The organism is Krasilnikovia sp. MM14-A1004, assembly GCF_047159485.1.
In the GTDB taxonomy this organism is placed as follows: domain Bacteria; phylum Actinomycetota; class Actinomycetes; order Mycobacteriales; family Micromonosporaceae; genus Actinoplanes.
Map to the genome: position 1 here is coordinate 1,926,345 of NZ_AP038773.1, position 23,664 is coordinate 1,950,008.

Annotated in this window: 19 protein-coding genes and 1 tRNA gene; 10 read left to right on the forward strand and 10 right to left on the reverse strand. The window is 71.8% G+C overall.

What is annotated here, in order from left to right; translation table 11 throughout:
• Positions 1 to 81 precede the first annotated feature (81 nt).
• Positions 82 to 1,917, reverse strand: a complete 1,836-nt coding sequence (locus ACMCNN_RS08805) for a fibronectin type III domain-containing protein (protein WP_412745684.1) — start codon at positions 1,915 to 1,917, stop codon at positions 82 to 84.
• Between the two features lie 87 nt (positions 1,918 to 2,004).
• On the opposite strand from ACMCNN_RS08805, the gene ACMCNN_RS08810 reads away from it, so the two are divergent.
• On the forward strand, positions 2,005 to 3,000 hold the full coding sequence (locus ACMCNN_RS08810) for a hypothetical protein (protein WP_412745685.1): 996 nt from the start codon (positions 2,005 to 2,007) through the stop codon (positions 2,998 to 3,000).
• Positions 3,001 to 3,033: 33 nt separating this feature from the next.
• Here ACMCNN_RS08810 and ACMCNN_RS08815 read toward each other — a convergent pair whose 3' ends face one another.
• Positions 3,034 to 3,489, reverse strand: a complete 456-nt coding sequence (locus ACMCNN_RS08815) for an RrF2 family transcriptional regulator (RefSeq protein WP_412745686.1) — start codon at positions 3,487 to 3,489, stop codon at positions 3,034 to 3,036.
• Between the two features lie 348 nt (positions 3,490 to 3,837).
• Complete coding sequence (locus ACMCNN_RS08820) at positions 3,838 to 4,269, reverse strand: SsgA family sporulation/cell division regulator (protein ID WP_130508327.1); 432 nt, start codon at positions 4,267 to 4,269, stop codon at positions 3,838 to 3,840.
• Between the two features lie 344 nt (positions 4,270 to 4,613).
• Between ACMCNN_RS08820 and ACMCNN_RS08825 the strand changes: the two genes are divergently transcribed.
• The 3 genes from ACMCNN_RS08825 to ACMCNN_RS08835 all read left to right on the forward strand — a co-directional run bounded on the left by ACMCNN_RS08825 (position 4,614) and on the right by ACMCNN_RS08835 (position 6,914).
• A complete protein-coding gene (locus ACMCNN_RS08825; RefSeq protein WP_412745687.1) occupies positions 4,614 to 5,045 on the forward strand; it encodes a TIGR02611 family protein in 432 nt (143 codons plus the stop codon).
• A gap of 59 nt (positions 5,046 to 5,104) precedes the next feature.
• Positions 5,105 to 5,176 (forward strand) — tRNA-Val (locus ACMCNN_RS08830).
• Positions 5,177 to 5,321: 145 nt separating this feature from the next.
• On the forward strand, positions 5,322 to 6,914 hold the full coding sequence (locus ACMCNN_RS08835) for a hypothetical protein (protein ID WP_412745688.1): 1,593 nt from the start codon (positions 5,322 to 5,324) through the stop codon (positions 6,912 to 6,914).
• Positions 6,915 to 7,029: 115 nt separating this feature from the next.
• On the opposite strand, the gene ACMCNN_RS08840 is transcribed toward ACMCNN_RS08835, so the two are convergent.
• Positions 7,030 to 8,961, reverse strand: a complete 1,932-nt coding sequence (locus tag ACMCNN_RS08840; protein ID WP_412745689.1) for a hypothetical protein — start codon at positions 8,959 to 8,961, stop codon at positions 7,030 to 7,032.
• Positions 8,962 to 9,529: 568 nt separating this feature from the next.
• Between ACMCNN_RS08840 and argG the strand changes: the two genes are divergently transcribed.
• A complete protein-coding gene (gene argG, locus ACMCNN_RS08845; protein WP_412745690.1) occupies positions 9,530 to 10,954 on the forward strand; it encodes an argininosuccinate synthase in 1,425 nt (474 codons plus the stop codon).
• Positions 10,955 to 10,970: 16 nt separating this feature from the next.
• On the opposite strand, the gene ACMCNN_RS08850 is transcribed toward argG, so the two are convergent.
• A complete protein-coding gene (locus ACMCNN_RS08850; protein ID WP_412745691.1) occupies positions 10,971 to 11,612 on the reverse strand; it encodes an MBL fold metallo-hydrolase in 642 nt (213 codons plus the stop codon).
• A gap of 93 nt (positions 11,613 to 11,705) precedes the next feature.
• Between ACMCNN_RS08850 and ACMCNN_RS08855 the strand changes: the two genes are divergently transcribed.
• The 3 genes from ACMCNN_RS08855 (at position 11,706) to ACMCNN_RS08865 (ending at position 14,064) form a co-directional block, all read left to right on the forward strand.
• The gene (locus ACMCNN_RS08855; protein ID WP_412745692.1) at positions 11,706 to 11,957 is read left to right on the forward strand and encodes a hypothetical protein; all 252 of its coding nucleotides are present in this window, start codon (positions 11,706 to 11,708) and stop codon (positions 11,955 to 11,957) included.
• A gap of 17 nt (positions 11,958 to 11,974) precedes the next feature.
• Complete coding sequence (locus ACMCNN_RS08860) at positions 11,975 to 13,120, forward strand: SPFH domain-containing protein (RefSeq protein WP_412745693.1); 1,146 nt, start codon at positions 11,975 to 11,977, stop codon at positions 13,118 to 13,120.
• 185 nt (positions 13,121 to 13,305) lie between these two features.
• Positions 13,306 to 14,064, forward strand: a complete 759-nt coding sequence (locus ACMCNN_RS08865; RefSeq protein ID WP_412745694.1) for a M23 family metallopeptidase — start codon at positions 13,306 to 13,308, stop codon at positions 14,062 to 14,064.
• 95 nt (positions 14,065 to 14,159) lie between these two features.
• Here ACMCNN_RS08865 and ACMCNN_RS08870 read toward each other — a convergent pair whose 3' ends face one another.
• Positions 14,160 to 14,351: a hypothetical protein gene (locus ACMCNN_RS08870; RefSeq protein ID WP_412745695.1), complete on the reverse strand. Its 192-nt coding sequence runs from the start codon at positions 14,349 to 14,351 to the stop codon at positions 14,160 to 14,162.
• A gap of 370 nt (positions 14,352 to 14,721) precedes the next feature.
• On the opposite strand from ACMCNN_RS08870, the gene ACMCNN_RS08875 reads away from it, so the two are divergent.
• Positions 14,722 to 15,906: a hypothetical protein gene (locus tag ACMCNN_RS08875; RefSeq protein ID WP_412745696.1), complete on the forward strand. Its 1,185-nt coding sequence runs from the start codon at positions 14,722 to 14,724 to the stop codon at positions 15,904 to 15,906.
• Between the two features lie 63 nt (positions 15,907 to 15,969).
• Here ACMCNN_RS08875 and ACMCNN_RS08880 read toward each other — a convergent pair whose 3' ends face one another.
• From ACMCNN_RS08880 to ACMCNN_RS08895, 4 genes are all read right to left on the reverse strand, one after another.
• Positions 15,970 to 18,171, reverse strand: coding sequence for an MMPL family transporter (locus tag ACMCNN_RS08880; protein WP_412745697.1), 2,202 nt, complete (start codon positions 18,169 to 18,171; stop codon positions 15,970 to 15,972).
• Between the two features lie 76 nt (positions 18,172 to 18,247).
• Entirely contained in the window at positions 18,248 to 18,865 is a 618-nt protein-coding gene (locus ACMCNN_RS08885; RefSeq protein ID WP_412745698.1) for a TetR/AcrR family transcriptional regulator, read from the reverse strand.
• Positions 18,866 to 19,002: 137 nt separating this feature from the next.
• Entirely contained in the window at positions 19,003 to 20,766 is a 1,764-nt protein-coding gene (locus ACMCNN_RS08890) for a sulfite exporter TauE/SafE family protein (protein WP_412745699.1), read from the reverse strand.
• On the reverse strand, positions 20,763 to 22,082 hold the full coding sequence (locus ACMCNN_RS08895) for a tetratricopeptide repeat protein (RefSeq protein WP_412745700.1): 1,320 nt from the start codon (positions 22,080 to 22,082) through the stop codon (positions 20,763 to 20,765). The genes ACMCNN_RS08890 and ACMCNN_RS08895 overlap by 4 nt, the downstream gene beginning before the upstream one ends.
• A gap of 167 nt (positions 22,083 to 22,249) precedes the next feature.
• Here ACMCNN_RS08895 and ACMCNN_RS08900 point away from each other — a divergent pair, with 167 nt between their 5' ends.
• The gene (locus ACMCNN_RS08900) at positions 22,250 to 23,650 is read left to right on the forward strand and encodes a DUF4331 domain-containing protein (RefSeq protein WP_412745701.1); all 1,401 of its coding nucleotides are present in this window, start codon (positions 22,250 to 22,252) and stop codon (positions 23,648 to 23,650) included.
• Positions 23,651 to 23,664: the final 14 nt, after the last annotated feature.

The following is a 23,664-nucleotide window of genomic DNA, read 5'->3' on the forward strand; positions in this document are numbered from 1 at the left end:
TGGTTGGTCAGGTTCACAATCGGTGCGAGGCGGTGGTTGTTGAGGTCCGGCTCGGGTGCAGTTCAGTTGCACGAGCCGGGGTCAGCGGCGATTTGTGCAGATCTGTGGTGAGGCGGCGACGTTGTCGACCGTGTAGACCACGGCGACCGTGAAGCAGTAGTTCTCCTGCTCGTTCAGGCCGTACACGACGTAGTCGGTGGTGCCGGCGGGCAGCTGCTGGAAGGCGCGCTGCTGCTGGCCGGTGCGGCCACCGGAGATCAGCACCGGGCCCTCGGCGCCCGGGGGATATCCCCACTGCAGTGACACGCTGTCCCGGTTGTCGCGCAGCCGGACGTTCTGCGGTGCCCCATCCGGGGTGGGTGCGGCGGAGGCCGGAGCGCTGGAAGCCGGTGCGCTGGAAGCCGGAGCGGTGGAGGCGACGGGTGCCGTCGCGGCGGTCGTCGGCGCGGCGGCGGTCACCGCCGGCTCGCCGCGACCAGCGCGCGGCAGCGTCGCGGCGACCACGACGGCCGCGACCACGATCCCGGCCAGCAGTACGGCGACCAGCACGGCGGGCCGCCGGGAGCGGACCGGTTCGGGCCGCGCCACGGGTACGGGCAGCCGCCGGTCGGCGACCAGACTGCTCCCTGGCTGACCGACCCCCGCGCCGCCCTGGACGGCATACGGCGGCGGCGGGGTACGGACCGGCTCGGGATGCGGCGGCGGGAACACCACGGACGGCTGCCAGCCCATGGGCGCGGGCCGCCCGGCCGCTGCGGCCCCGGGTGCCGGGGGACTGACTGTGGGGGGCTGCTCGGGCGGCGGCGGCACGAAGCGCGGCGGATCGGCCGGGGGTGGCGTGACCAGCGGTGGGGGAGGCACGAACCGTGCCGGGTCGGCGGACGGCGGGGTGACCAGGGGGCGTGGGGGTGGCACGAAGCGCGGCGGGTCGGCCGGTGGCGGGGTGACCGTGGACGGCCGGTCGGCGGGCGGTGGGGTGCGTGCCGGCGGCCGGTCGGCGGCAGGTGGTGGCACGAAGCGTGGCGGGTCGGGCGGTGGTGGGGCGACCAGTGGCCGGTCCGCGCGGGCGTGCCGCCCTCCGGGGCCGCCCTCGGGGACCGGTGTCACCCCGGGGGCGGAGTCGGGGACGAGCCGCACGCCCGGCGCGTGACCGTCGGGGGCCCGGGGCCCGTCCGGCAGCGGTCCGCCGGGGCCGACGGAGGGCGTGACCCGGCCGCACCGGTGCCGGTCCGGGCCGGCGCGGCGGGCCAGGGCGTCGACCTGTACCGCCAGCGGGTGGTCGGCGGGCAGGTAGCGGGCGCACAGCTCCCGGGCCAGGGCGAGGTGCTCCTGTCCCGCCGCGTCGTGGCCGCACTCGCGTTGCATGGCGCCGAGGCGGGCCAGCATCTTGATGCCGGCGGGTTCGGCGTCACCGTACGTCGCCCGGTGCCGCTCCCACGCCTGCGCCAGCCGTGACCGGGCCGCCGTGCACTGCCCGGCGGCGTGCTCGGCCGTCGCGAGGTCGGCCTGGGCGGCCAGGACCCGCGGCGAGTCGGGCCCGTCCAGTGTGATCAGTTCCGCCACCAGGTCGTGGTACAGCTGGACGGCCCGGCCGTGGTTGCCGGTCCGCTGCAGCACCGCGGCGTGGGTGGCCGCGGCGGCGACCGTCCGTTCGTCGCGCGGCCCGTGCAGCCGTTCCTCGGCGGCGTGGGCGAATCCGGCCCAGATGCGGGCGCCGTGCGGGTCGCCGAGGGCGATGAGGATCCGGGCGTGCAGGGCGGCGGCGACCGCGAGGTCGGCGGTGGCGCGCTGCGGGTCCGCGTCGGTCGGGTCGAGCACATCCGCGAGTACGGCCCGCGCCCCGGCGAGGTCCCCGGCGGACGTCAGCGACTGTGCATGCGCGGTGAGTTCGGCCAGCGGTGGGGGCACGTGCCTCATAGTGTCTGCTCAGCGACCCACGGTACAAGACCCGCGCCGCGCCGACCCGAGCCGACCTACGCAACCCGGGGGCGGTAGAAAGCGGGTATGACCACCGACGACCACCTTTCCGAGGTACGGCGCGAGGTGCTGGTGCGGCACCTCGAAGCCTGGGCCCCGGCCGCCCTGCACCGGGCCCGGCACGCCGCCTACGTGCACGGATACGCCGACGCCGACGGCGGACGCGCGGCCGAGGCGGCGGTACGCGTCTTCGCCGAACTGTCCGACCTGGTGCGTGGCCGGGAGCTGACGATGCTGGCGGTCGGCGACGACACCGCCGCCGCTGCGGCCCGTCTCGCCACGGCACAGCGGGAGGCGGGCGTCGCGGCCGGGCTCAGCGTGCACACCGTGGACGGAGGCACCGACGCGCGGCTGGCGGTGGCGCTCGCGGCGGGCGGGGCTGCCCGCGTACCCCTGCTGGGTTATCTCGATGCGACCGCCGCGCCGGGCCCGCCCGCCCTGGCCACCGTGGCGGCCCTGGCCGCCGGCAAGCCGTCGGAGGTGCTGCTGGTGCTCGCGGCCGGCGCACTGGACGGACTGGACAGCCCCGACGCGGCGGCCCGCGTGTTCGGCGGGCCGCCCGGCGACGGTCCGCGCGTGGAGGCCTACCGGGCGGCGCTGCGCGGTGCGGGGTTCCCGCTGGTCGCGGCGGTGGAGCTGGTCGCGAACGGGGGACCGGGGCAACTGCTGGTCTTCGCCACGGCGGCCGGGAAGAGCCTGGAGGGTTTCAAGGACACCCTGTGGGCGGTCGACGAGTACGCGGGGGTGCGCTACCGCGACCCCGGCGACCCGGAGGGGCACCTGCTCGACATCTCGCTCACCCCGCACCCCGGTCCGTTACGGCGCGAGCTGCTGAGCCACCTGGCCGAGGCGGGCCCGGCCAGGGTGACGGAGCTGCGGACGTTCGCGCTGACCGAGACCGTCTACCGGGCCGCGGACGCGACGCGGGTGCTGCAGGCGCTGCTGGCGACGGGTGCGGTGACCCGCAGCCCCGAGCACGGCCGCCTCGGCGGGGACGTGGTGATCAGCGTCGCGGGCGAGTAGGTCGTCGGCCGGATGGCCACACGCGACGGTCGTTCAGCGTGGCTGCCAGGCGTCCGGGCGGGTGGTCAGCTTCCGTACGTGGGCGGGCATCCGTCCGCTGATCAGCTCGGCGAGGCTGACCTCGTCGACCACCTCGCGCACCGCCGAGCGGACCGCGACCCAGAGGTTGGGCAGGTTCTCGGCGGCGCCGGAGTAGGTGGTCTCCTCTGGACGCAGGCCGCGAACCCCGGCGAGCGGCCCGTCGACCGCGCGCAGGATCTGACCGATGGTCACGTCACGCGGGGACTGCGACAGGGTGTACCCGCCCTCGGCGCCGCGCTGGGCCCGGACCACACCGGCGCGGCGCAGGTCGGCCAGCACCGCCTCGAGGAACTTGCGCGGCATGTCCTGGTCCTGCGCGATGGCCTGTGCGGACATGAGTTGGGGGTAGGACTGCGCCAGGCTGAGCGCGGCCCGGACCGCGTAATCACCACGAGCGGAGATCTGCACACCACTATCATGCCGGGTCGGTTCGGGCGGCTCGCACATACCCCATGAATCTGTGGGAATTACGGTCGGTCGGCGGCCGGTGGCGGACCGGGATGCCGTCGGCCTACCGGCCCGACCGGTGAGGTTCGGAATTGCCGGCGACGGCGGTGGCGGTATTGGGTCAAAACAGACATTACGGGCCGGTTACGTGCTTCCGCATGAATCGGTGTTTCGCGCAATGCCGCGCATTATTTGTCCGGTTTATCCCGACTTACTCGAATGGGGCGCTGCGAACGTCCGGGGATACGAAAGAAGCGACCCGCGCGGACCGGCAGAGTCCGCACGGGTCGCCCCGGAAAATGCGTGTCGCTATCGACCGGCCAGAAGCCGGTTGACCGCCGTGTCCACGTCCAGGTGTTCGGACTCGCGTCCCCGCGGCACCACCACGTAGGTGCGCCGGAGGAAGCGGACGAGGACACTGCGGGGTACCTCGAACAGCGCGTTGCCGTCGGGTGACGACAGCGCGAGGGCGACGAAGTCGCCGCGCGGTGTGGCCCACGGCCACACCCGGACGTCGCCGATCCCAGCGGGCTCGTCGAGCCCGGTGACGAGCAGTTCACGCGCAAAGGACCAGCTCACGGCTTCCCCACCGGCTGATTCTGCGTGGAACAACACGTGTACGGCGTACGGGTCGGCTGGGTCGTACCGCAGACTGGCGCGCACGGGCAGTGCCGTGGCATCTGGCGCTACGAGCCGTAGCGATGTTTCGACCTCGACGGTCGTTGGACGAATGGTACTCATGGACGAACTCCCCCCGGCACCGCTGCGGGGTCGGTAAACCCCGCTTTCCCATACTCAGGTGATCCCTGTCGTTACGCTCCGCCATACGCTGATCTCACCCAGTAGTGGGAAGACGGTTCCGAAAACCCGTTCGAGCAGGACGTAAAGCGATATCTTGTCCTGTTCTGCCCAAGTACCCGGCTCCGCCCGGCGTCGGGTGGGTCCAGCAGTTGACTTACTCCGGTAACGTCCATTCCTCCCGGGTAGTGACGGGGCACCGGAACACTGGGGGATGAATGACCAGGAAACCCGGCGCCTCGCCGCCGACGGGTACGGCGACGAGTCCGCGACCCGAAAGTGATCAGATGCCCCGAACCGACCGCGCGAGTGATGCGCCGCGTACGGACGAGAGCCACGGTCCCTCCGGTCTGCTGCACCGCATCCGCGCCAACCCGAGTGGCCGGCTCGCCCTCAAGGTCGGCATCGGCGTGGTGGGCGGCCTCGTCGTCGCGCTCGGGATCGTGATGATCCCGTTCCCCGGGCCCGGCTGGGCGATCGTGATCCTGGGCCTGGCGATCCTGGCGCTGGAGTTCGCCTGGGCGAAGCACACGCTCGAATTCACCAAGCGGCACGTGCAGTCCTGGACCCACTGGGTCAAGCGGCAGTCGTTGCCGGTGCGCCTGCTCGTGGGCGTCCTGGGCATGCTGTTCGTCGCGGCGATCCTCTGGCTGTCCGTCAAGCTCAGCTTCGGGGTCGACCTCGTCGCGCTGGTGTGGGGGTGGCTGGGCGGCTCGTGACGCGCCGACCCCTGGTTCGCGCCCGGCGGCAGCCGTCCGGTACAGTCTGAACGCGTTGCGGGCGATTAGCTCAGCGGGAGAGCGCTCCGTTCACACCGGAGAGGTCACTGGTTCGATCCCAGTATCGCCCACAAGTACGGCAGTCAACCGGATGTCCCATTTGGGCATCCGGTCTTTTCGTTGGAGAGCCTTCCGGTCCGGGGTCGAAGGTCGCTTCCGCCGCCGTGATCGATCCGGGGCGGCGGAGATCGACAAGATCACCTATGGTCTCTGCCCATGCGTCGTTGGCTGGCCCTTCTGCTGGGCGCAACCCTGGCCGCCCTCCCGGCGACTGCCGCCCTCGCCGCCACCCCGCGCATCGCGATGGACATCCCCGCGCGGACGACCATCGTCGCAGGCGGCGAGGCGCAGGTCAGCCCGGCATTCACCGCCGGCCCGGGTTACGCCGCGCACACCGTCGGCGGCGTGGTGCTCACCGCCGAGACCGTCGGCGCCGGTCTCGACGCGACGCAGATGGTCGCGCGGCAACCGTATTCCGACTGGCGTTGTGTGACGCACGGTCGGCACAAGACGGTGTGCACGCTCGCCCGCCCGATGGGGGTCGGGCACGACCTGCGGCCCAGTGGTCTCTCCCTGATCGTCCGAGCGAGGAGAGCCCCGGTGGGCGGGACCGGCGACCTCAAGGTCACGTTCGACGGCGAGCGGATCCCACAGGTCGTCGAGCGTTCCAGGGTCACGATCGCCCGGGGCGTCATCATGTCGCCGCGCGTGCTCCGCAGCAGCGTGCCGTCGGAGGCCGCCCCGAACACCGCATTCGACGCGACGTTCGGCCTGGCACCCACGAACGCTCCCGTGAACGGCCAGGTCCTGCACGGCGCCGCGCTGGTGTTCCAGCTCGACTACGCGTTCGCGCCCGACGGGCAGTTCCGCAACTGCTACTACCGTGACGGCCGGCTCACGGCTTGCGTGTTCGACAGCGATCTGCCGGACGCCGTGGCGTACGAGACGGTCGTGCCACTGCGCATCCGCCCCGATACGAACCCGGGGCCGACCCCATGGAACGTGGGATCCGTGTGGATGACGCCCGGCGACCTCGACGACCTGGCCGCCAACCGCGCTGCCGCGGGCAGACCCGGGCTCGGCAGCCGGGGTACCGGCGAGGTGCTCGAACTACGCGCGCTCACCGGCAAGCAGCCGGGGCCCGCACAGGCCGGCCCCCGGCAGTCGATCGGACAGTTCGACGACGAGGCCTATCCGGGATTCTCGAGCATCGTGGTGGGCGAATCACGGCGCGCCGACCTCGCCGCGGTCGGCACGAACGTCAGCGGTGCCGAAGGGGCAACGATCAGCGTCCCGGTCGGGGTTCACAACAACGGCCCGGTCACCATCGATCGCTCGAAGGACGACAAGCAGGCCACCGCGGCCCTGTTCACCCTGCCGCCGGGCACCGGGGTGGTCACCGTCCCATCCGGATGCATGCGGGCCAACGACGCGGGCACCGGACCGTACGGGACCCAGTACCTCTGCTGGAGTCCGCCGCTGGTGCCGGCCGGGCAGACGTACACATGGGAGTTCCGCCTGAAGGTCACCGAGCTGGTCCCGGACGCCAAGGGCCGCATCGAATCCAACCCGGCCGGCTGCCGTTGCGACGGCTACCCGGACGACACGAACACATCGAACGACGCGGCGCCGGTGATCGTGAACGGGACCGCAGCTCCCGCAGCGCCGGTGAACCGCGACCCCGGCGGCGCGCCGCCGGTGACCGGCTCCTGGACGGCCGGCGTCGCGGCGGGCGTCGCGGCCGCGATTCTGGCGGGCCTCGTCGTGTACGTGGTGAGCCGCCGTCGCCGCACCCGCGTCCAGCCGTGACGGTCGACGCTGGTCCGCGATCGACGAAGCCCGCCCTCCCCTGCGCGGGGAGGACGGGCTCGGCCGGTGTTTCGTGCGGCTCCGCACGACCTGGCGGACGCGGGAGCCGGCCGGATTACTTGACCTTGCCGGTCGGGGCGCTGCCCGCCGTGCCGTCCTCGTATCCGGGCACTGTCACGATCGCGAAGACCGAGATCCGCCCACCGCGCAGCTTCTTGGTGAGCTTCAGGGTCGCCTTGCTGGTCGGGCCGCCGACCGCGTCGCCGTACTGGCCGTAGGACACGCCCCACTGGTACTTGACCGTGGCACCCTTCGGAAGGCCGGAGATGTGTGCGGTCAGGGTCGAACCGACCTTCGGCTTACCGGTGATGGTCGGCTTGTGGGTGACCTGGTAGACCGGCTTGGTGACCGGCCCGACGGTCGCGGACGTGACCGTCGAGGCCAGATGACCGGTGGCGACGCCGGTGACGACGACCTTGATCCGGGTGCCGGCGTCGGCGACCGTCGGCACGTACGAGGCGGCCGTGCCGACCTTCCTCGAACCGGCGTACCAGGCGTAGGTCAGCTTGGCGCCCGTCGTCCACGAGCCGGTGTTCCGGACCGTGAGGGTCTTGCCGACCATCGGCGTGCCGGACACGGCGACCTTCGACGGCTTGGCGGTGGCCGGGAACGGAACCGTGCCGGACGCGGCGCCGAAGTCGCTGGTGAAGAAGCCGTTGGACTGCGTCACGGCGAACACGTAGAGGTGACCCGGGACGAGGCCCTTGACCACGACCTCGGCCGACGTCTCGTTGGTGTCCACGGGCACGGTCACGGTCTGCATCGCGTCCACCGTGTGGTCGTTCGCGATGACGGTCGCGGTGGTGACCGCGGTGCCACCGTTCGTGGTGTCGTCCCACGTGAGGGTCGCATTCGTCCCCGCCATCGCGACCGTCGGCGCGGGCACGGACGGCGCGACGACCTTGATCAGGCCCGGCGCGGTGTTGCCGTCACCGTCGCGGAACGTCGAGTCGGCCAGCACGGCGAAGTAGGCCGCGTCCGCCGTGGCGGCGAAGTACTGGGGCGCGCCGAGGTCGGCGCCGAGGACCGGTGCCGGCGAGTCCATCGTGTAGGACGTCGTGCCGGCCGGATCGAGGACGGCGACCCCGTTCCACGTGGCGGCCCAGAGCTCGCTGCCCACGAGGCTGAGCTGGGACGCCCCTCCGTACAGGCCGGTGTCGCGGTCGGTCGTCGCGCTCGGGTCGCCCATGACGATCCGGGCGATCCGGCCGTTGGAGTTGTCCCCGCTGCCCGCGCCGGCGAGGTAGACGGCGCCATCGGCGTCCACGGTCATCGCGGACACGGAGGTGAGGTCCGCGGGCAGCGCGACCGGCGTGGCCTCGGCGGACAGGTTCCACAGCTGGTACGTCGGCGTGCCCTCCAGGTCGTAGCTGGCGATGACCGAGTACAGCGTGCCGGTGCCCGGCTGCGCGGCCACGCGCAACGGGGTGTACCTCGTGTCCTGGGTGCACACCGGGTTGCCGGCGGTCGCGGCGTTGTCGCCCGGCGCCCACTCCCACGTTTCGATGCAGTTGTCGACAGAGCCGATGACCACGAACCCGTCGGCGGTCGAGGTCAGGCCGGTGACCGCGATCGCCGAGCCGTCGGGACCGGTCAGGGGCACGGATGACAGCTGGCTACCGCTGACGGACCACAGCACCGGGCTGCCGCCGAGGTCCTGGCCGGCGACCGCAGCGGTGTCGCCGCTGGTGGCGATTCCGACCGCGGACACGGCGGGCAGCGCCAGGGGAGTGGCGCCGGTGCCCAACCCCAGATCGACAGGAGCGACAGCGAAGTGGGCGCCGTCCTCATCGAAGGCGCTGTTCAGGACGTACGCGGTCGTACCGTCGCCGGACACCGCCATCCCGGAGGGCCCGGAGCCGACCGCGCCGAGCTGAACGTGCCACGGTCCGTCCGGGGACGTAGCCAGCGCGGGTGCGCTGACGGCCATCGCGGTGGTGATGGTGACGGCGGCGAGTCCGGCGCCGAGGCCAGTGCGAATCTTCACGAGAGCCTTTCGGGTACGGGGAGGCGGCAGCGCGAGCACTCGGGAGGGAGCGCTGCCGTCAGGCGGGTTACCGGGGGTAGCTACGCGAACACGATCCGCCCTATCGACGGCCGACACCTGGACTGAAGATCTTGGTCGAACCCGATCTGCGCCAATACGTGTGAGAGACGCCACCCCGACCACACCGTCGGGGTTCCCGGCCATGGCTGGTTTGTTGCGGGGGATTGCTCAGCGGAGGTCGAGGGGCCGATCGCACGGTTCACCGATTTCGCGCGAAAGGCTCGGGAATCGTGGGCCACCCTCGTGTCGTCCACCTGGACGAGGCCTTTCCACGCCGGTCCGGCGAGACGAGACCTTCAGCGCGGCGACTCGGCAATAGCATTTCGCGTACCTCAATGTGCGCGACCGGCCGGACGCGGCCGCGCCCCTGCCCGGCAGCCGCCTGAGCTGTGCTGTCGCAGGCAGCCCCGCCGGGCGATTCGGCGCCGCCGGTCGCTCCGGCGACCGCGACCGACGCATTCGGAGTCGAATCGGTGCCCTCGGAATGGGCGTCATCTACACTGCCCGCATGTCGAAGGTCCTCAGAAAACTGCCGGTCGGTGAACGGATCGGAATCGCGTTCTCCGGTGGGCTCGACACCTCCGTCGCGGTCGCCTGGATGCGCGACCGGGGTGCCATTCCTTTCGCCTACACCGCCGACGTCGGCCAATACGACGAGCCGGATCTGGCCGACGTGCCCGACCGCGCCCTCGTGTACGGCGCCGAGCAGGCCCGCCTGATCGACTGCCGGGCGGCCCTGGTCGAGGAGGGCCTGGCGGCACTGGCGTGCGGTGCCTTCCACATCCGCTCCGGCCCGCAGACCTACTTCAACACCACGCCGCTGGGCCGGGCCGTGGTCGGCACGCTCCTGGTGCGGGCGATGCAGGACGACGGCATCTCGATCTGGGGCGACGGATCCACCTTCAAGGGCAACGACATCGAGCGCTTCTACCGGTACGGCCTGCTGGCGAACCCGAGCCTGCGCATCTACAAGCCCTGGTTGGACAGTGAGTTCGTCGCCGAGCTGGGCGGGCGGCAGGAGATGTCGACCTGGCTGACGCGGCACGACCTGCCCTACCGTGACTCGGCCGAGAAGGCGTACTCGACGGACGCGAACATCTGGGGCGCCACCCACGAGGCCAAGCGTCTCGAACACCTCGACACCTCCATGGAGATCGTGTCCCCGATCATGGGAGTGGCGTTCTGGGATCCCACGGTGGACATCGCGGCCGAGGACGTGACCGTGGAGTTCGCGCAGGGCCGCCCCGTGACGATCAACGGCCGCGGGTTCGCCTCGCCGGTCGAGCTGGTGCGCGAGGCCAACGGCATCGGCGGCCGGCACGGGCTGGGCATGTCCGACCAGATCGAGAACCGCGTCATCGAGGCCAAGAGCCGCGGCGTCTACGAGGCACCCGGAATGGCGCTGCTGCACATCGCGTACGAGCGGCTGCTGAACGCGATCCACAACGAGGACAGCGTCGCGATGTACCACACCGAGGGGCGCCGGCTCGGCCGGCTGCTCTACGAAGGCCGGTGGTTCGACCCGCAGGCACTGATGATCCGGGAAGGCCTGGACCGCTGGATCGGCTTCCCCGTCACGGGCAACGTGACCATCCGGCTGCGCCGGGGGGCGGACTACACCATCGTCGACACCACCGGTCCGCAGTTCAGCTACCACCCGGAGAAGCTCTCGATGGAACGCAGCCACTACCCGGCGTTCAGCCCGGACGACCGGATCGGCCAGCTGACCATGCGCAACCTCGACATCGCCGACTCGCGCAGCAAGCTGGAGCAGTACGCCGCGCACGGCCAGCTGCCGCCCGGCACCGGCATCATCGGCGAGCTGCCCGTCGGCGGCGCGGCGGTCATCGCCCGGATCGGCGACGGCGAGGAACTCGAAACCGTCGAGCCCGACGCGCTGGACCGCGCCGCGATGGAATCCGGCACCGACTGACGGCTCCGGCCCGCGGCTACCAGCCGCGGGCCCGCCACTCCGGGATCGCCGGCCGCTCCTTGCCGAGCGTGCTGTCCCGCCCGTGACCCGGGTAGAACCAGGTCTCATCCGGGAGCCGGCCGAAGACCCTGGTCTCCAGATCCGTCATGAGTGAGTCGAATTCCGCCGGGTTCGTCGTCCGGCCGGGACCCCCGGGGAAGAGGGAATCGCCCGTGAACAGGTGCGGGTGACCCGCCGGGTCGTCGTACAGCAGGGCGACCGAGCCCGGCGTGTGCCCGGTCAGCCGGATCACCTCGACGCTGAGCTCACCCCAGCGGACGACGTCCCCGTCCTGCAGCGGCACGTCCGTGGGCACGGCGATGCCCGCCACATCCGGCGCCCCCGCGTACGTGCGGGCCCCGGTCGCGGCCACCACGTCCGCGAGGCCGTACTCCCAGTGGTCGTGGTGCTGGTGGGTGGTCACCACGGCGTCGAGCCGCCCGCCGCACAGCTCGAGCAGGGTCTCGGGTTCGTTGGCCGCGTCCACCAGCAACTGCGCGCCCGTCGCGCGGCAGCGCAGCAGGTAGCTGTTGTTGTCCATGGGACCCACCGACACCTTGGAGATGGTCAGCGCGGCCAGCTCGCGCACGCCCGGCGCAATACCGACATAGTCAGTCACGCCCGGAGACTACCGCCCCCGGCGCGCCAGGGCCCCGAACGGCGGGCGATCCGGGGCTGCAGCGGCTCGCCGCACGGGTGCACAATCCCAGGCGTGGCGAGTGATTCGTTGGTGGGCCGGATCGGCACCGTGGTCAACCAGATCCGCGGCGGTGGCCGCCCCGGGGAGGTACGGATCCTGGTGGCGGGCATCGCTCACTATTACCTCGCGTACGCCGCGACGGCCCTGCCCGCCGGCACCGACGTACTCGTCATCAACAACCGTGGCGCGCGCCAGGTCGACGTCGAGCCATGGCCCACTGTGCCGCTGGGCGAGTGCCCGGGCGGTGTCGAAGAAGGGCTGTAGAAGTGTTCGGTTATCGGGTGCCCGCCCCCAACGAGGCGCTTCTGATCAGTGGTCGGAAGCAGCGGGGTGCGGACGCGTTGCCGTTCAAGATCGTCACGGGGCACGGCGTCTTCGTCGTGCCCGTCTTCTCCCGGGCCAGCCGGCTCACCCTCGCCATGCAGGAGGCGGAGGTGATGGAGGACTGCTACACGCAGCAGGGGATCACCCTCGCGGTGCATGCGGTGATCGCGTTCAAGGTCGGTGACGACCACGAGTCGATCGCGGCGGCGGCCCGCCGGTTCCAGGGCGACCAGACGCAGATGCCGACCCTGGTGGGCCGGATCTTCAGCGGTCACCTGCGCAGCATCATCGGCAGCATGACCGTCGAGGCCATCATCCGGGAACAGCAGACCCTGGCCGACGCGATCGTCGACGCCAGCAAGACAGAGATGGCCCGGATCGGCCTGGCCGTCGACTCGCTGCAGATCAGCAGCATCGACGACAAGGGGGTCGGCTACATCCGGGCGCTCGCCGCGCCACACCAGGCCCGGGTCAACCAGGAGGCCAAGGTCGCGCAGGCCGCGGCCGACCGGCAGAGCGCGATGGCCCAGCAGGAGAGCATGCGTCACCAGGCCGAGTACGCCCGGCAGACCGCGATCGCCCAGGCGCAGTACCAGGCCCAGATCGACGAGGCCCAGCAGACCGCCGCCCAGGCGGGCCCGCTGGCCGCGGCCCGCGCGCAGCAGGACGTCATCGCCGAGCGGGCGATGGTCGCGCAGAAGGCCGCCGAGCTGCGCCAGGCCGAGCTGATCGCCGAGGTGGTGCGCCCCGCCGAGGCGGAGGCCGAACGGATCCGCGCCCTGGCCCGTGCCGAGGCCGACGCCACCAAACTCTCCGCCGAGGCGGCCGCCGCGCAGGACCGGATCGCTCTGGATCAGCAGATCATCCAGCAGCTGCCGGAGATGTTGCGGGCCGCCGCGCAGGGCCTGCAGGGTGCGAACGTCACCGTTCTGGACGGTGCCGAGGGCCTGAATTCGGTGGTGGCCTCGCTCGCGGCACAGGGCGTGGCGATGCTCGACACGATCCGTACGGGTCTGCGCACGCCCTCGGCGGCCGAGCCTCCCGGGGCCGAGGTCACCCCGTTGCACGCCAAGCCCACCGGCCCGGTCGCCCCGACCGCGTGACACGCGCGTCGGCGGAGTAGGCGCACTCGCCGATCCGTCCCCGGCCCGGCAGGGGGCCGGGGACGGATCGCTCTCCGGACCCGTTCGAACACGCGGCGTGCCACTCGGGGGCCGTCTGGCCGCTCGGGCAGCCGCCCGTGCCGGTGCGCGCTATCTTGGGCGTCGCCACCAGCGGGGAGGGGTTCGTGTTGCGGTCGAGGATCGGAAGTCTCGTACTCATCGGGGTGAGCGTCGTCGCGCTCGGCGGATGCGGCGGACCGTCGGCGGACGACGCCGGGGCACCCACCTTCGTCACGCCCAGCGCGACGCCCACGTTCTCCGCGCCGGGGGCTCCGGCATCCGCGCCCACCAACTCGACCGCCCCGTCGGCTCCGGCGGCGACCACGGCCAGCGCCACGCCGACGACATCGGCCAAGCCCGTGGCGGTGACGCACGCCTTCCCGGTGGTCGGCAAGAGTTCGTACGCCCACGTCCACCACGACTATCCGGCCACCGACGTGATCACCGCGTGCGGCAACAAGGTGGTCGCGGCGTCCAGCGGCACCATCGCCTACGTCGTACGCAAGGACACCTGGAATCCGAAGGTCAACGCCGGGGCGACGCGCGGCGGGCTGTCCGTGGGGATCGTCGGCGACGACGGGGTGCGCTACTACGGTTCGCACCTGTCCGCGATCGAGCCGGAGATCCGGGTCGGGGTGCACGTCACCACCGGGCAGACGCTGGGCCGGACCGGCGACACCGGCGACGCCAGCGCGTGCCACCTGCATTTCGGCATCTCCCCGCCGTGCGCCGGCGGCAGCGACTGGTGGACCCAGCGCGGAACGATCTGGCCCTGGCCCTACCTCGACTCGTGGCGCAAGGGCGGTAACAAGTCGCCGGTCGCCGAGATCAAGGCGTGGAAGGCGAAGAACGGCTGCCCGACCAAGCCCCGCGTCGACCCGTAGACGCCCACCCGGCCGGGTTCGTCCCGGCGGCTGAGCTGCCGCCGGACGCCGTGCGGATGCACACCCGGTCGTGATCCGCACGGCGGCCTGTCATCTCAGTGGCGGACGGGCGGCTGCCGGAGCAGGTGTCGTTCCTCCTGCCGGCGGGTGTGCATGACGATCTGCCGGGCTCCCCTCGGCGCGGCGGTGCTCGACGCCTCGTGGGTGCGGATCTCCGGATCCGGCCCGGGCCTCAGCCCGGCACGGACCGTACGCAGAATGGCGGCGATGTCGGACAATCCGGTCACACCGGAGATGGGCAAACTGAACTCTCCCCCGTTGAGTGTTCGAGTCGGCTGGGTGGATGCGGCGACGGTGCATCCCGCGTCGACGATGCTGGACCCTCCTCTGTGTTCGACGGCGTTTCGGCGACGGCCGCGCGAGGACGGCCAGGGCGACCAATGTGCGACAGGGGAGCGCAGGACTCCAGCGCGCGTGCCCAAGATTGAGTGCCGTGCCGAATCGGACGCGAGGGTTTCGCGGGCACCGACCGTCTCGACTATGATCAAGAGGCCGGACGGAAATCCGTGCACCCCGACTGCACCCGGATCGCACCCGTTCCGCACTCATGCCGACCCAGCCTGGTAGCGCCCACTACCCCAGGACCTGGAGTTGCGCGTGTCGGAAGGCATGTTTCACGCCTACATCGCCCTGTTGATCTTCAGCGGCCTCGTGCTGTCGGTACTGGCCGTCCGCGGGTTCGGCCAGACAGCCAGAGCGCGTCTGGTGGATGGGCTGTTCAGCCTCGGGTTCCTCGGATACGCCGCGTATCTGATCATCGCGGATCCGATGGAGTTCAGGATCTTCTACTACGCGTTCCTGGCGCCCGTCTTCGCGGTCGTCCACGTCGTGCGGTCGCGCAAGGCCGCGCAGATGCACGCCCCGGCGCCGTCCGGGCCGGCGCAGGCCGCCGGGTACGGCGCGGCGTTCGCGCCGGGCGGCCAGCCCGATCATGGGTACGCAGGGCAGACCGGCGCGCCGGAGGCCGGTTACGCCCAGCCCGGTTACGAGCATCAGGCCGGTTACGCCCAGGCCGGTTACGAGAGCCAGCCCGGTTACGGCCAGGCCGGTTTCGAGAGCCAGCCCGGTTACGGCCAGCCCGGTTTCGAGAACCAGCCCGGGAGCGCCCAGCTCGGTATCGAGAACCGGGACGGTTACGGCCAGGTCGGTTTCGACAGCCAGGTTGGGTTCGCGCAGCCCGCCTACGCCCAACCTGGTTTCGACGACCAGGCCGCCCACGCCCAACCTGGTTTCGACAACCAGGCCGGCTACGCCCAGTCCGAGTTCGCCCAGCCCGCCTATGCCCACCCCGGTTTCGACAACCAGGCGGGCTACGCGCAGGCCGGATTCGCTCAGGCTGGTTTCAACCAGGCCGGATCCGCTCAGCCCGGTTTCGACAACCAGGCCGGATTCGCCCAGCCCGGATTCGCCCAGCCCGAGTTCGCCCAGCCCGGTGCGGTGCAGGAGGCGGCCGTGTTCGACACCGCCCCGGCGCAGTTCGGCGACCAGCACGCCGCGTATCAGGACCTGCAGTCCGGCCCGAGTGGCGCGGCGTTCACGCCGTACCCGGAGCAGTCCGGTGGGCCGGCGCCCGCCCCGCACGCGGAGCCGGCGCAATACGGGTACACCCAACCGGCGCAAGGGACCTATCCGGACAGCGCATCGGCCGCGTACCCGGAGTCCGGGTACGCGGCGGTAGACCAGCCGCAGTACCAGGACGAGGCCGGCGGCCGCCACGCCGTGCCCGAGGCGCCGTACGCATCGCCGTCATCGCCCGGCCAGTGGACCGCCTACGGTCAGTGACCGCGCACTGCCCTCAGCACGACTCGGGGGTCGCCACCGTGGTGGCGACCCCCGAGGTGCTTCTCAGCGCAGTGCCGGTTCGGCGACCGCGACGGGCTCCGCGTCGGTGTGGTCGAGCTGCTGCAGCAGCTTCTCGCCCTCGACGTCCACATCGGGCAGCGCCCGGTCGAGCCAGCGCGGCAGCCACCAGGCGGCCCGCCCGACCAGCGCCATGACCGCCGGGACGATGATCATCCGCACCACGATGGCGTCGAAGAAGACGGCGATGCCGAGCCCGAAGCCGATCGACTTGATGATGGCCTCGTCACCGAGCATGAAGCCGAAGAAGACGCTCATCATGATCAGTGCGGCGGCCGTGACGACCCGGGCCCCGTGGCTGAAGCCGTTGACCACGGCCTGCTTCGGCGCGCTGCCGTGCACGTGCTCCTCGCGCATCCGGGTGACCAGGAAGACCTGGTAGTCCATCGCGAGGCCGAACACGATCCCGATCAGGAAGATCGGCAGGAAGCTGATGATCGGTCCGGTGTGGTCGACGCCCAGCAGGTCGGACAGCCAGCCCCACTGGAACACCGCGACGACCGCGCCGAAGGTGGCCGCGACGCTGAGCAGGAAGCCGAGCGTGGCCTTCAATGGCACCAGCAGCGACCGGAACACCAGCGTGAGCAGCACGAACGCCAGACCGATCACGAGCGCCAGGTACGGCGGCAGCGCATCCGCGAGCTTCGTCGAGATGTCCAGGTTGATAGCGGTGGTGCCGGTGACACCGACGTACGTGCTGCCGACCGTGCTGTCGAGGCGCCGGATGGCGTGCACGAGGTCCTCGGTGGCGGCCGCGTCCGGTCCGGCGGTGGGGATCACGGTGAGGATGGCGGTGTTTCCGGCCGGGTTGGGCACCGCGGGGGTGACCACGGCGACGTTGTCCATCCCGCGGATCCGCCCGGCGAGCTGGTCGGCGGCGGCCTTGACGGACCCGGCCGGGGTGTCCACGACGACCATCAGCGGAGCGTTGAAGCCCGCGCCGAAACCGCCCGCCAGCAGGTCGTACGCCTTGCGCTGGGTGCTGTCCGGCGCGGCCGTACCGTCGCTGGGCATGCCCAGCCGCAGGTGTACGGCGGGGATGGCGACGATGCCCAGGCCGATCACGGCGGCCAGCAGCGCGACGACCGGCCGCCGGACGATCGCCCGCACCCACCGCACGCCCAGCGTCGGCTTGGCGCTGTCACCCTCGGGGTCGTGCTCCTTCAGGCCGGGGATGTGCCCGGCGGTGATCCGCCGTCCGGCGAAGGCCAGCAGTGCGGGCAGCAGGGTCAATGCGATGAGTACGGAGATGGCCACCGTGCCCGCCGCGGCGAGCCCCATCTGGGTGAGGAACGGGATGCCGACCACGGCGAGCCCGGCGAGGGCGATCACGACCGTGAGCCCCGCGAAGACCACCGCGGAACCGGCGGTCCCGACCGCCCGGCCGACGGCCTCCTGCGGGTCGCGCCCGACCGCGAGTTCGTGCCGGTAGCGGGAGACGATGAACAGTGCGTAGTCGATGGCGACGGCGAGGCCGAGCATCATCGCGAGCGTCGAGGTGTTGCCGGACAGGTCGGCGAAGTGGGTGGCCACGGAGATGGCGCCGACCCCGATGCCGATGCCGATGATGCCGGTGAGCAGCGGCAGCCCGGCCGCCACCAGCGAGCCGAACGTGACCACGAGGACGATGGCGGCCACCACCAGACCGATGACCTCGGAGGCGCTGCCGCCCGGCTGGTGCTGGACCGCGTCGCCACCCGTCTCGACGGTCAACCCGGCGGCGCGGGCGCCGTCGACCGCGCTCGTCAGGGCGTCGCGCGCCGCGTCGGTCAGTTCCGGGGCCTGCACGGTGTAGGTGGCCTGGGCGTACCCGACGGTGCCGGCCTGGTTGACCGCCCGGGTCTGGAAGGGATCGGTCACCGAGGCCACCTGCGGGGCCGTCTTCAGGGCAGCGACCGCGTGCTCGACGGCGGCCTTGCTGCCCGGCTCGGCCAGGGTGTGCCCGGCCGGGGCGGCGAAGACGATCCGTGCGGTCGCGCCACCGGCCCCGGCCTGCGGGAACCGGTCGTGCAGCACGTCGATGGCCTTCTGCGCCGGGGTGCCGGGGATGCTGAACGCGTCCGACGTCGGCTTCGCCAGCGTGGCCGCCCCGACGAGGGTCGCGGCGAGTACGGCCAGCCACGCCAGCGTGATCAGCCAGCGCTGCCGGAACGAGAACCGGCCCAGCCGGTACAGCAGGGAAGCCATCACGATCTCCTGTTCGCAGAGCAAGGGGTACCGTCCGCCCGCCCCGGATTGGGCGGACGGCGCGAAGGTTCTGAGGTCAGGCGGCCGGGGTGGCGGCGCCCAGGGGCAGGCCGGCGCGCAGTTGCGCCAGGCAGTCGCGGATCAGGTCGGGCAGCGGCCGGTCGGTGGCGCCGCTGATCCACAGGTCGATGGAGGTGCTGATCGCGGCGCAGACGGCGGCGGCCAGCAGGCGCGGGCCGGGGTCGGCGTCGAGGCCGGTGCCGGTGCGCTCGGCGAAGATGGCGGCCATCCGGATGGCGGCGTCCTGGAACACGACGAGGTTCTGCGCCAGCATGGCGGGGTTGCGGCGCATCTCCTCGGCCAGTACGGCGAAGCTGTCCCGGTCACCGACGATCTCGGTGACCCCCTGGGGCAGTACCTGCTCCAGGCCGTCCCACACGGACTCGCCGGCGGGGCGCCCGCGCAGCTTGTCGAGCAGTGCGAGGTGGCGCTGCACGAGTTCGCCGAGGATCGCCTCCTCCCGGCTGGAGAAGTAGTTGCGGAACGTACGCGGGGAGACGTCCGCGGCCGCGGCGATCGCTTCCGGGGACACGGCGTCGAGTCCCCGGGCGAGCATCAGCGACCAGGCCGCGTGGCTGAGCGCCGCACGGGTCGCCGCCTTCTTGCGTTCGCGCAGCCCGGCCGGTGAGGTCATGCCTCCACCATCGGCGAATCTTGCCGGGCTGGCAAGTTTTCCGGTGGGGCAAGATAGTGGCGTTGTTCATACCCGGACGCCGCGAGGATCGCCCCCGGCCGAGGTGGGGATGATCCCGGCGGCCGTCGCCGGAGGGATCAGCTCGCGATCAGGCCGATCACCGCGGCGACGGCCATACCGACGCCGACCACCAGGATGATCGTGGCGGCGGTCGCGGGCATCCGGTGCAGCAACAGCCGGTTCCACCGGCGCGAACGTGCTCGCTGCAGCCGCTCACCCCACCGGGCCAGCGCGAACCCGATGCCGGTGAGGGTCGCGGCCAGGCCGACGCCGTAGGCCAGCACGACCAGGACCCCGTACCACGCGCGGCCCAGGGCGGCGGCGCCGAGCAGCACGACGACCGCCGACGGGCTGGGGGACAGACCCCCGGCGAAACCCATGACCAACAGCGTGCGTACGCGCAGCGGCTCGTCCGGCGCAGGCACGTAGTGGGTGTGCGTACGCCCACCGTGGGTGTGCGCCAGCGGCCGGACGGTATCGCTCGCGTGTGGATGGTGGTGCTCGGCGGCGTGCCCCTGCGCCGCACCGGCGCGGCGGTGCGAGGAAACGCGTCCCGCCGTCACCAGCTCACCCTCGTGATGGTGGTCGTGGCCACCACCCTCGCCGTGCTCATGGCCGTGCACATGATCGCCGCTGCCGTGGCGGCCCTGATCGGAGTGCCCATGATCGTCGTGGTCGTGGTCGTGGTCGTGGTCGTGGTCGTGGTCGTGGTCGTGGTCGTGGTCGTGGTCGTGGTCGTGGTCGTGCGCGTGGGTGTGGTCGTCGTGGTCGTGATGGCGGTGGCCGGGGATGTGGACGGTGGCCCAGCGGCGGCGGGCGCGAATCAGCATCTGGGCGCCGACCAGGGCGACCACGACCCCGCTGACCAGGCGCAGCCATTCGTACATGGCGTCGGGGGCGAGCTGGAGGGAGGTGGCCAGCACGATGCCGAGCGTGAGCACCCCGATGGTGTGGGTGGCGGCCACGGACACCGCGACCGTCAGCGCGTGAACCACCCGTCCCCGCGCGCCGACCAGGTACGCCGCCATGATCGTCTTGCCGTGCCCCGGCGCGACGGCGTGGGCGCCCCCGAGGACCACCGCGATGAGGAAGCCGAGAATGCCCACCCCGACGGTGAGCTGCGGCCGTCCGATCAGGTCGGTGAACCACGAGGTGAGCCGGTCGACGCCGCGCGCCTGCGCACCCGGCTGGCCCGTGGCGGTGAACGGGGCGGGCGGTGCGGCCGGGCCGCCGGGCCGCACCGTCAGCGTGGCGGCCCGTACGTCCGCGGTGGGCGCCCCGGCCGGGTACGCCGTCAGCCGGGCGCTCCCGCTGTCCGTCGGCACGTCCGAGGCGACCAGCGTGTATCGGTCACCGACCGCGGTGATCTCGCGCCACCCGACCCGGTCGGCGAACAGCGTGGCCCGGTAGCCGATCGTGGCCTGCCGGGTGATCCGCGCGGGAGCGTGCAGCACGCACTGCAGGCGCAACGTGGTCAGGCCACCCGCGCCGGGCGGGAAGCTCAGCCCGGCGGGGCGGCCCTGCAGTGGCCGGGGCTGACCGTCGACGGTGAGGGTCGCGGCCCCGGCCGCCGCGGCGCAGGTGCGTTCGGCGTACCCGTCGCGTTCGGCGGGGGAGTCGGTGCCGTCGGAATCGGCGTCGATGTCCTCGTGCTGCGCCTGGTATGCGGGCAGCTCGGCGAGGTCCAGCACGTAGTCCACATCGACCCCGGCGGCGTTCACCCGCAGCCCGGCGTACTGATTGGTGGTGAAGTTTCCGAGCGGGTGCGCCTGGGCCGGCGCCGGGAGCAGCAGCGCGCCGGCGAGGCCGAGCACGGCGAGGCAGAGCAACCGGCGGATCATGCGCGACCTCCCAGGGTGGCCAGGGCCTGCCGCGCCACCGGACCGTAGCGCAGCGAGAAGTACGGGTTGATCGCCAGCGCCTGCCGCAGGTCGGCGCGGGCACCGTCGCGGTCGTGCAGGGCGAGGCGGATCATGCCCCGGTAGTAGTGGGCCCTCGCGTCGCGCGTGCCCAGGCGCAGGCCCCGGTCGGCGTGGGTGAGGGCCTCGCGGTCGCGGCCCGCGGCGTGCAGTGCCCACGCGTACGCGGTCTCCACGCTGACGCTGGGCCGCGCCGCCAGCAGCGCCCGGCCCCTGGCGACCGCCTCGGCCGCCGCGCCGTGGTCGGCGTAGAAGAGCACCAGGTCGATGTCGGTGCTGGCCGGGGTCACTCCGGGCAGCCGGGCCCCGACACGCACGAGGTCGTCCGTTCGGGCGGCCGCCACCGGGTCACCGGCGGCGTTCAGCACGTCCGACTCGGTGACGAGATGGTCCACGGTGGGCAGCACGGCCGTCGCGGCCCGCAGGTCGGTGCGCGCACTCGCCAGGTCGCCCCGGGCGGCGGCGACCTTGGCCCGGTCGGCCAGCAGGGCCGGTTGTCCCGGGGTACGGGCGAGCCCCTCGGCGAAGCGGGCCGCGGCGGTGTCCAGGTCACCGGCGTTGAAGGCGAGCTCCCCGAGGTGCAGCAGCGCGAAGGTGGTGTCGCCGGGGCTGGTCGCGACGTCCAGGGCCTGCCGCATGAGCCGGGTCGCGCGGCCGGTGTCGCCGTGCAGTTCGAACAGGTACGACGCGCGGGCGAACGAGCCGGTGTCCGGGCGCAGGTCGAGCATCCGCTGCACCGCGGCGGTGGCCTCGGGATAGCGGCCGAGTTCCACGTACGCGTCGGTGAGCACGCCGTACGCGTCGGCGGAGTAGTGGTCGGCGGCGACGGCGCCGCGGGCGTAGCGCAGCGCGCCGCGGAAGTCGTGCTGGGCGGCGGCCAGCGCGCCGAGGCCGGTGAGCGCCGCGGCGTTGCCCGTGGGCCGTACCCGTAGTGAGCGGCGCAGCGCGGCCGCGGCGGCCGGGTAGTGCGCGGGGTCGTAGCTCAGCCGGGCGAGCTGCACGTGGGCCATGCCGAGTTGCGCCCAGCTCTGCCAGTCACCGGGCACCTGGTTCAGGTGGGCGGTGGTCCGCGCGACGTACGCGTCGAGGTCGTGGGTCGCGGGCACCGGCGCCGCGGCGGCGGGCCGCCCCGGTTCGCCGGTGCGGGTGGGTCCGAGCAGGACTCCCGCCGCGATCAGCGTCGCTACGGCCAGGAGGCCGACCAGTACCCAGCGCGCCGTCCATCGTCGTCCGCGCATGACGCAGCGTCCTTTCCGCCGGGCCGTTACCCGAACACACACGACGTTTCATGCACATTTGGGCTAAATCACCCTTAAATCGGGCAAAGCGCCTATAGAGTAACTATCAACTCATTAGGCGGCGGCGTACGCGCCGTCCGTCCTATCCACAAAAATCCAGGAGAACGATGAAACTCGTGCCCACGGGCCGTCGCGGCCTCATGGCCGCGGCCGCCATCGGCGTGTCGGCGGCGTGCGTCGCAGCGCTCGCTCCAGTCCAGAGCATCGCCTCGTCGCACCGCGAGGCACCCTTGATCGCGGGTATGCCCGCGCTCGACAACACCGACCTGTACGCGTTCGTCAGCCCCGACGCTCCGAACACCGTCACGATGGTGGCGAACTGGCAGCCGTTCGAGGAGCCCAACGGCGGACCGAACTTCTACCCGTTCGCGGAGTACACCGCGCATGACATCAACATCGACAACAACGGCGACGCCAAGCCGGACATCATCTACCGCTGGACGTTCACCACCACGTACCAGAACACCAACACGTTCCTCTACAACACCGGCCCGGTCACCTCCCTGACCGACCCGGACCTCAACCTCCGCCAGTACTACAAGCTGGAACGCATAACCAAGTCGGGCAAGCAGACGCTGCTGTCCCACGCCCCGGTCGCGCCGTCGTTCGTCGGCCCCGCGTCCATGCCCAACTACGCGGCACTGTCCAACGCGGCCATCACCTCGTACTCGTACGGTGGCGGCGGCAAGTCGTTCGTCGGCCAGGCCGACGACCCGTTCTTCCTCGACCTGCGGGTCTTCGACCTGCTCTACGGCGGCAACCTGTCCGAGGTCGGGCAGGACACCCTCAAGGGCTACAACGTCAACTCGATCGCCCTGCAGGTGCCCAAGACCGACCTGGCGCTCAAGGGCAACCCCACGCGCAACCCGGTGGTCGGCATCTGGACGACGACGTCGCGCGCCAGCTACGACATGAAGACCGGCACCACCCACGGCAAGTACCAGCAGGTGTCGCGCCTCGGCATGCCGCTGGTCAACGAGGTGGTCATCCCGGTCGGCCGCAAGAACGAGTTCAACGCGACGACCCCGGACAAGGACGGCAAGTTCCTCAAGTACGTGACCAACCCCGAGGTCCCGAAGCTGATCAACGCGATCTACCACATCCCGGCACCGGCCGAGCCGCGCAAGGACCTCGTCGAGGTCTTCCTGACCGGCGTGTGCAAGGCCTGCGGCCCGGTGCAGGCGGACCTCAACTCGCAATTGCTCAACAAGGACGTCAAGAAGTTCACCCCGAGCGAGCAGCTGCGCCTCAACCTGGGGATCGCACCGTCGGCCAGCCCGAACCGGCTCGGCGTGATCGGCGGCGACCTCGCCGGCTTCCCGAACGGCCGCCGGCTCGCGGACGACATCGTGGACGTCACTGTACGGGCGGCCGAGGGTGTGCTGCTGTCGGGTCACCCGGCCGCGGTGGACACCCTGGGTGACGCGGTGGACGCGAACGACCACCCGTTCCGCACGGTGTTCCCGTACGTCGCTCTGCCCAACACGGTCGCGGTCAACCAGTCCTGATTCGCTGATCGATC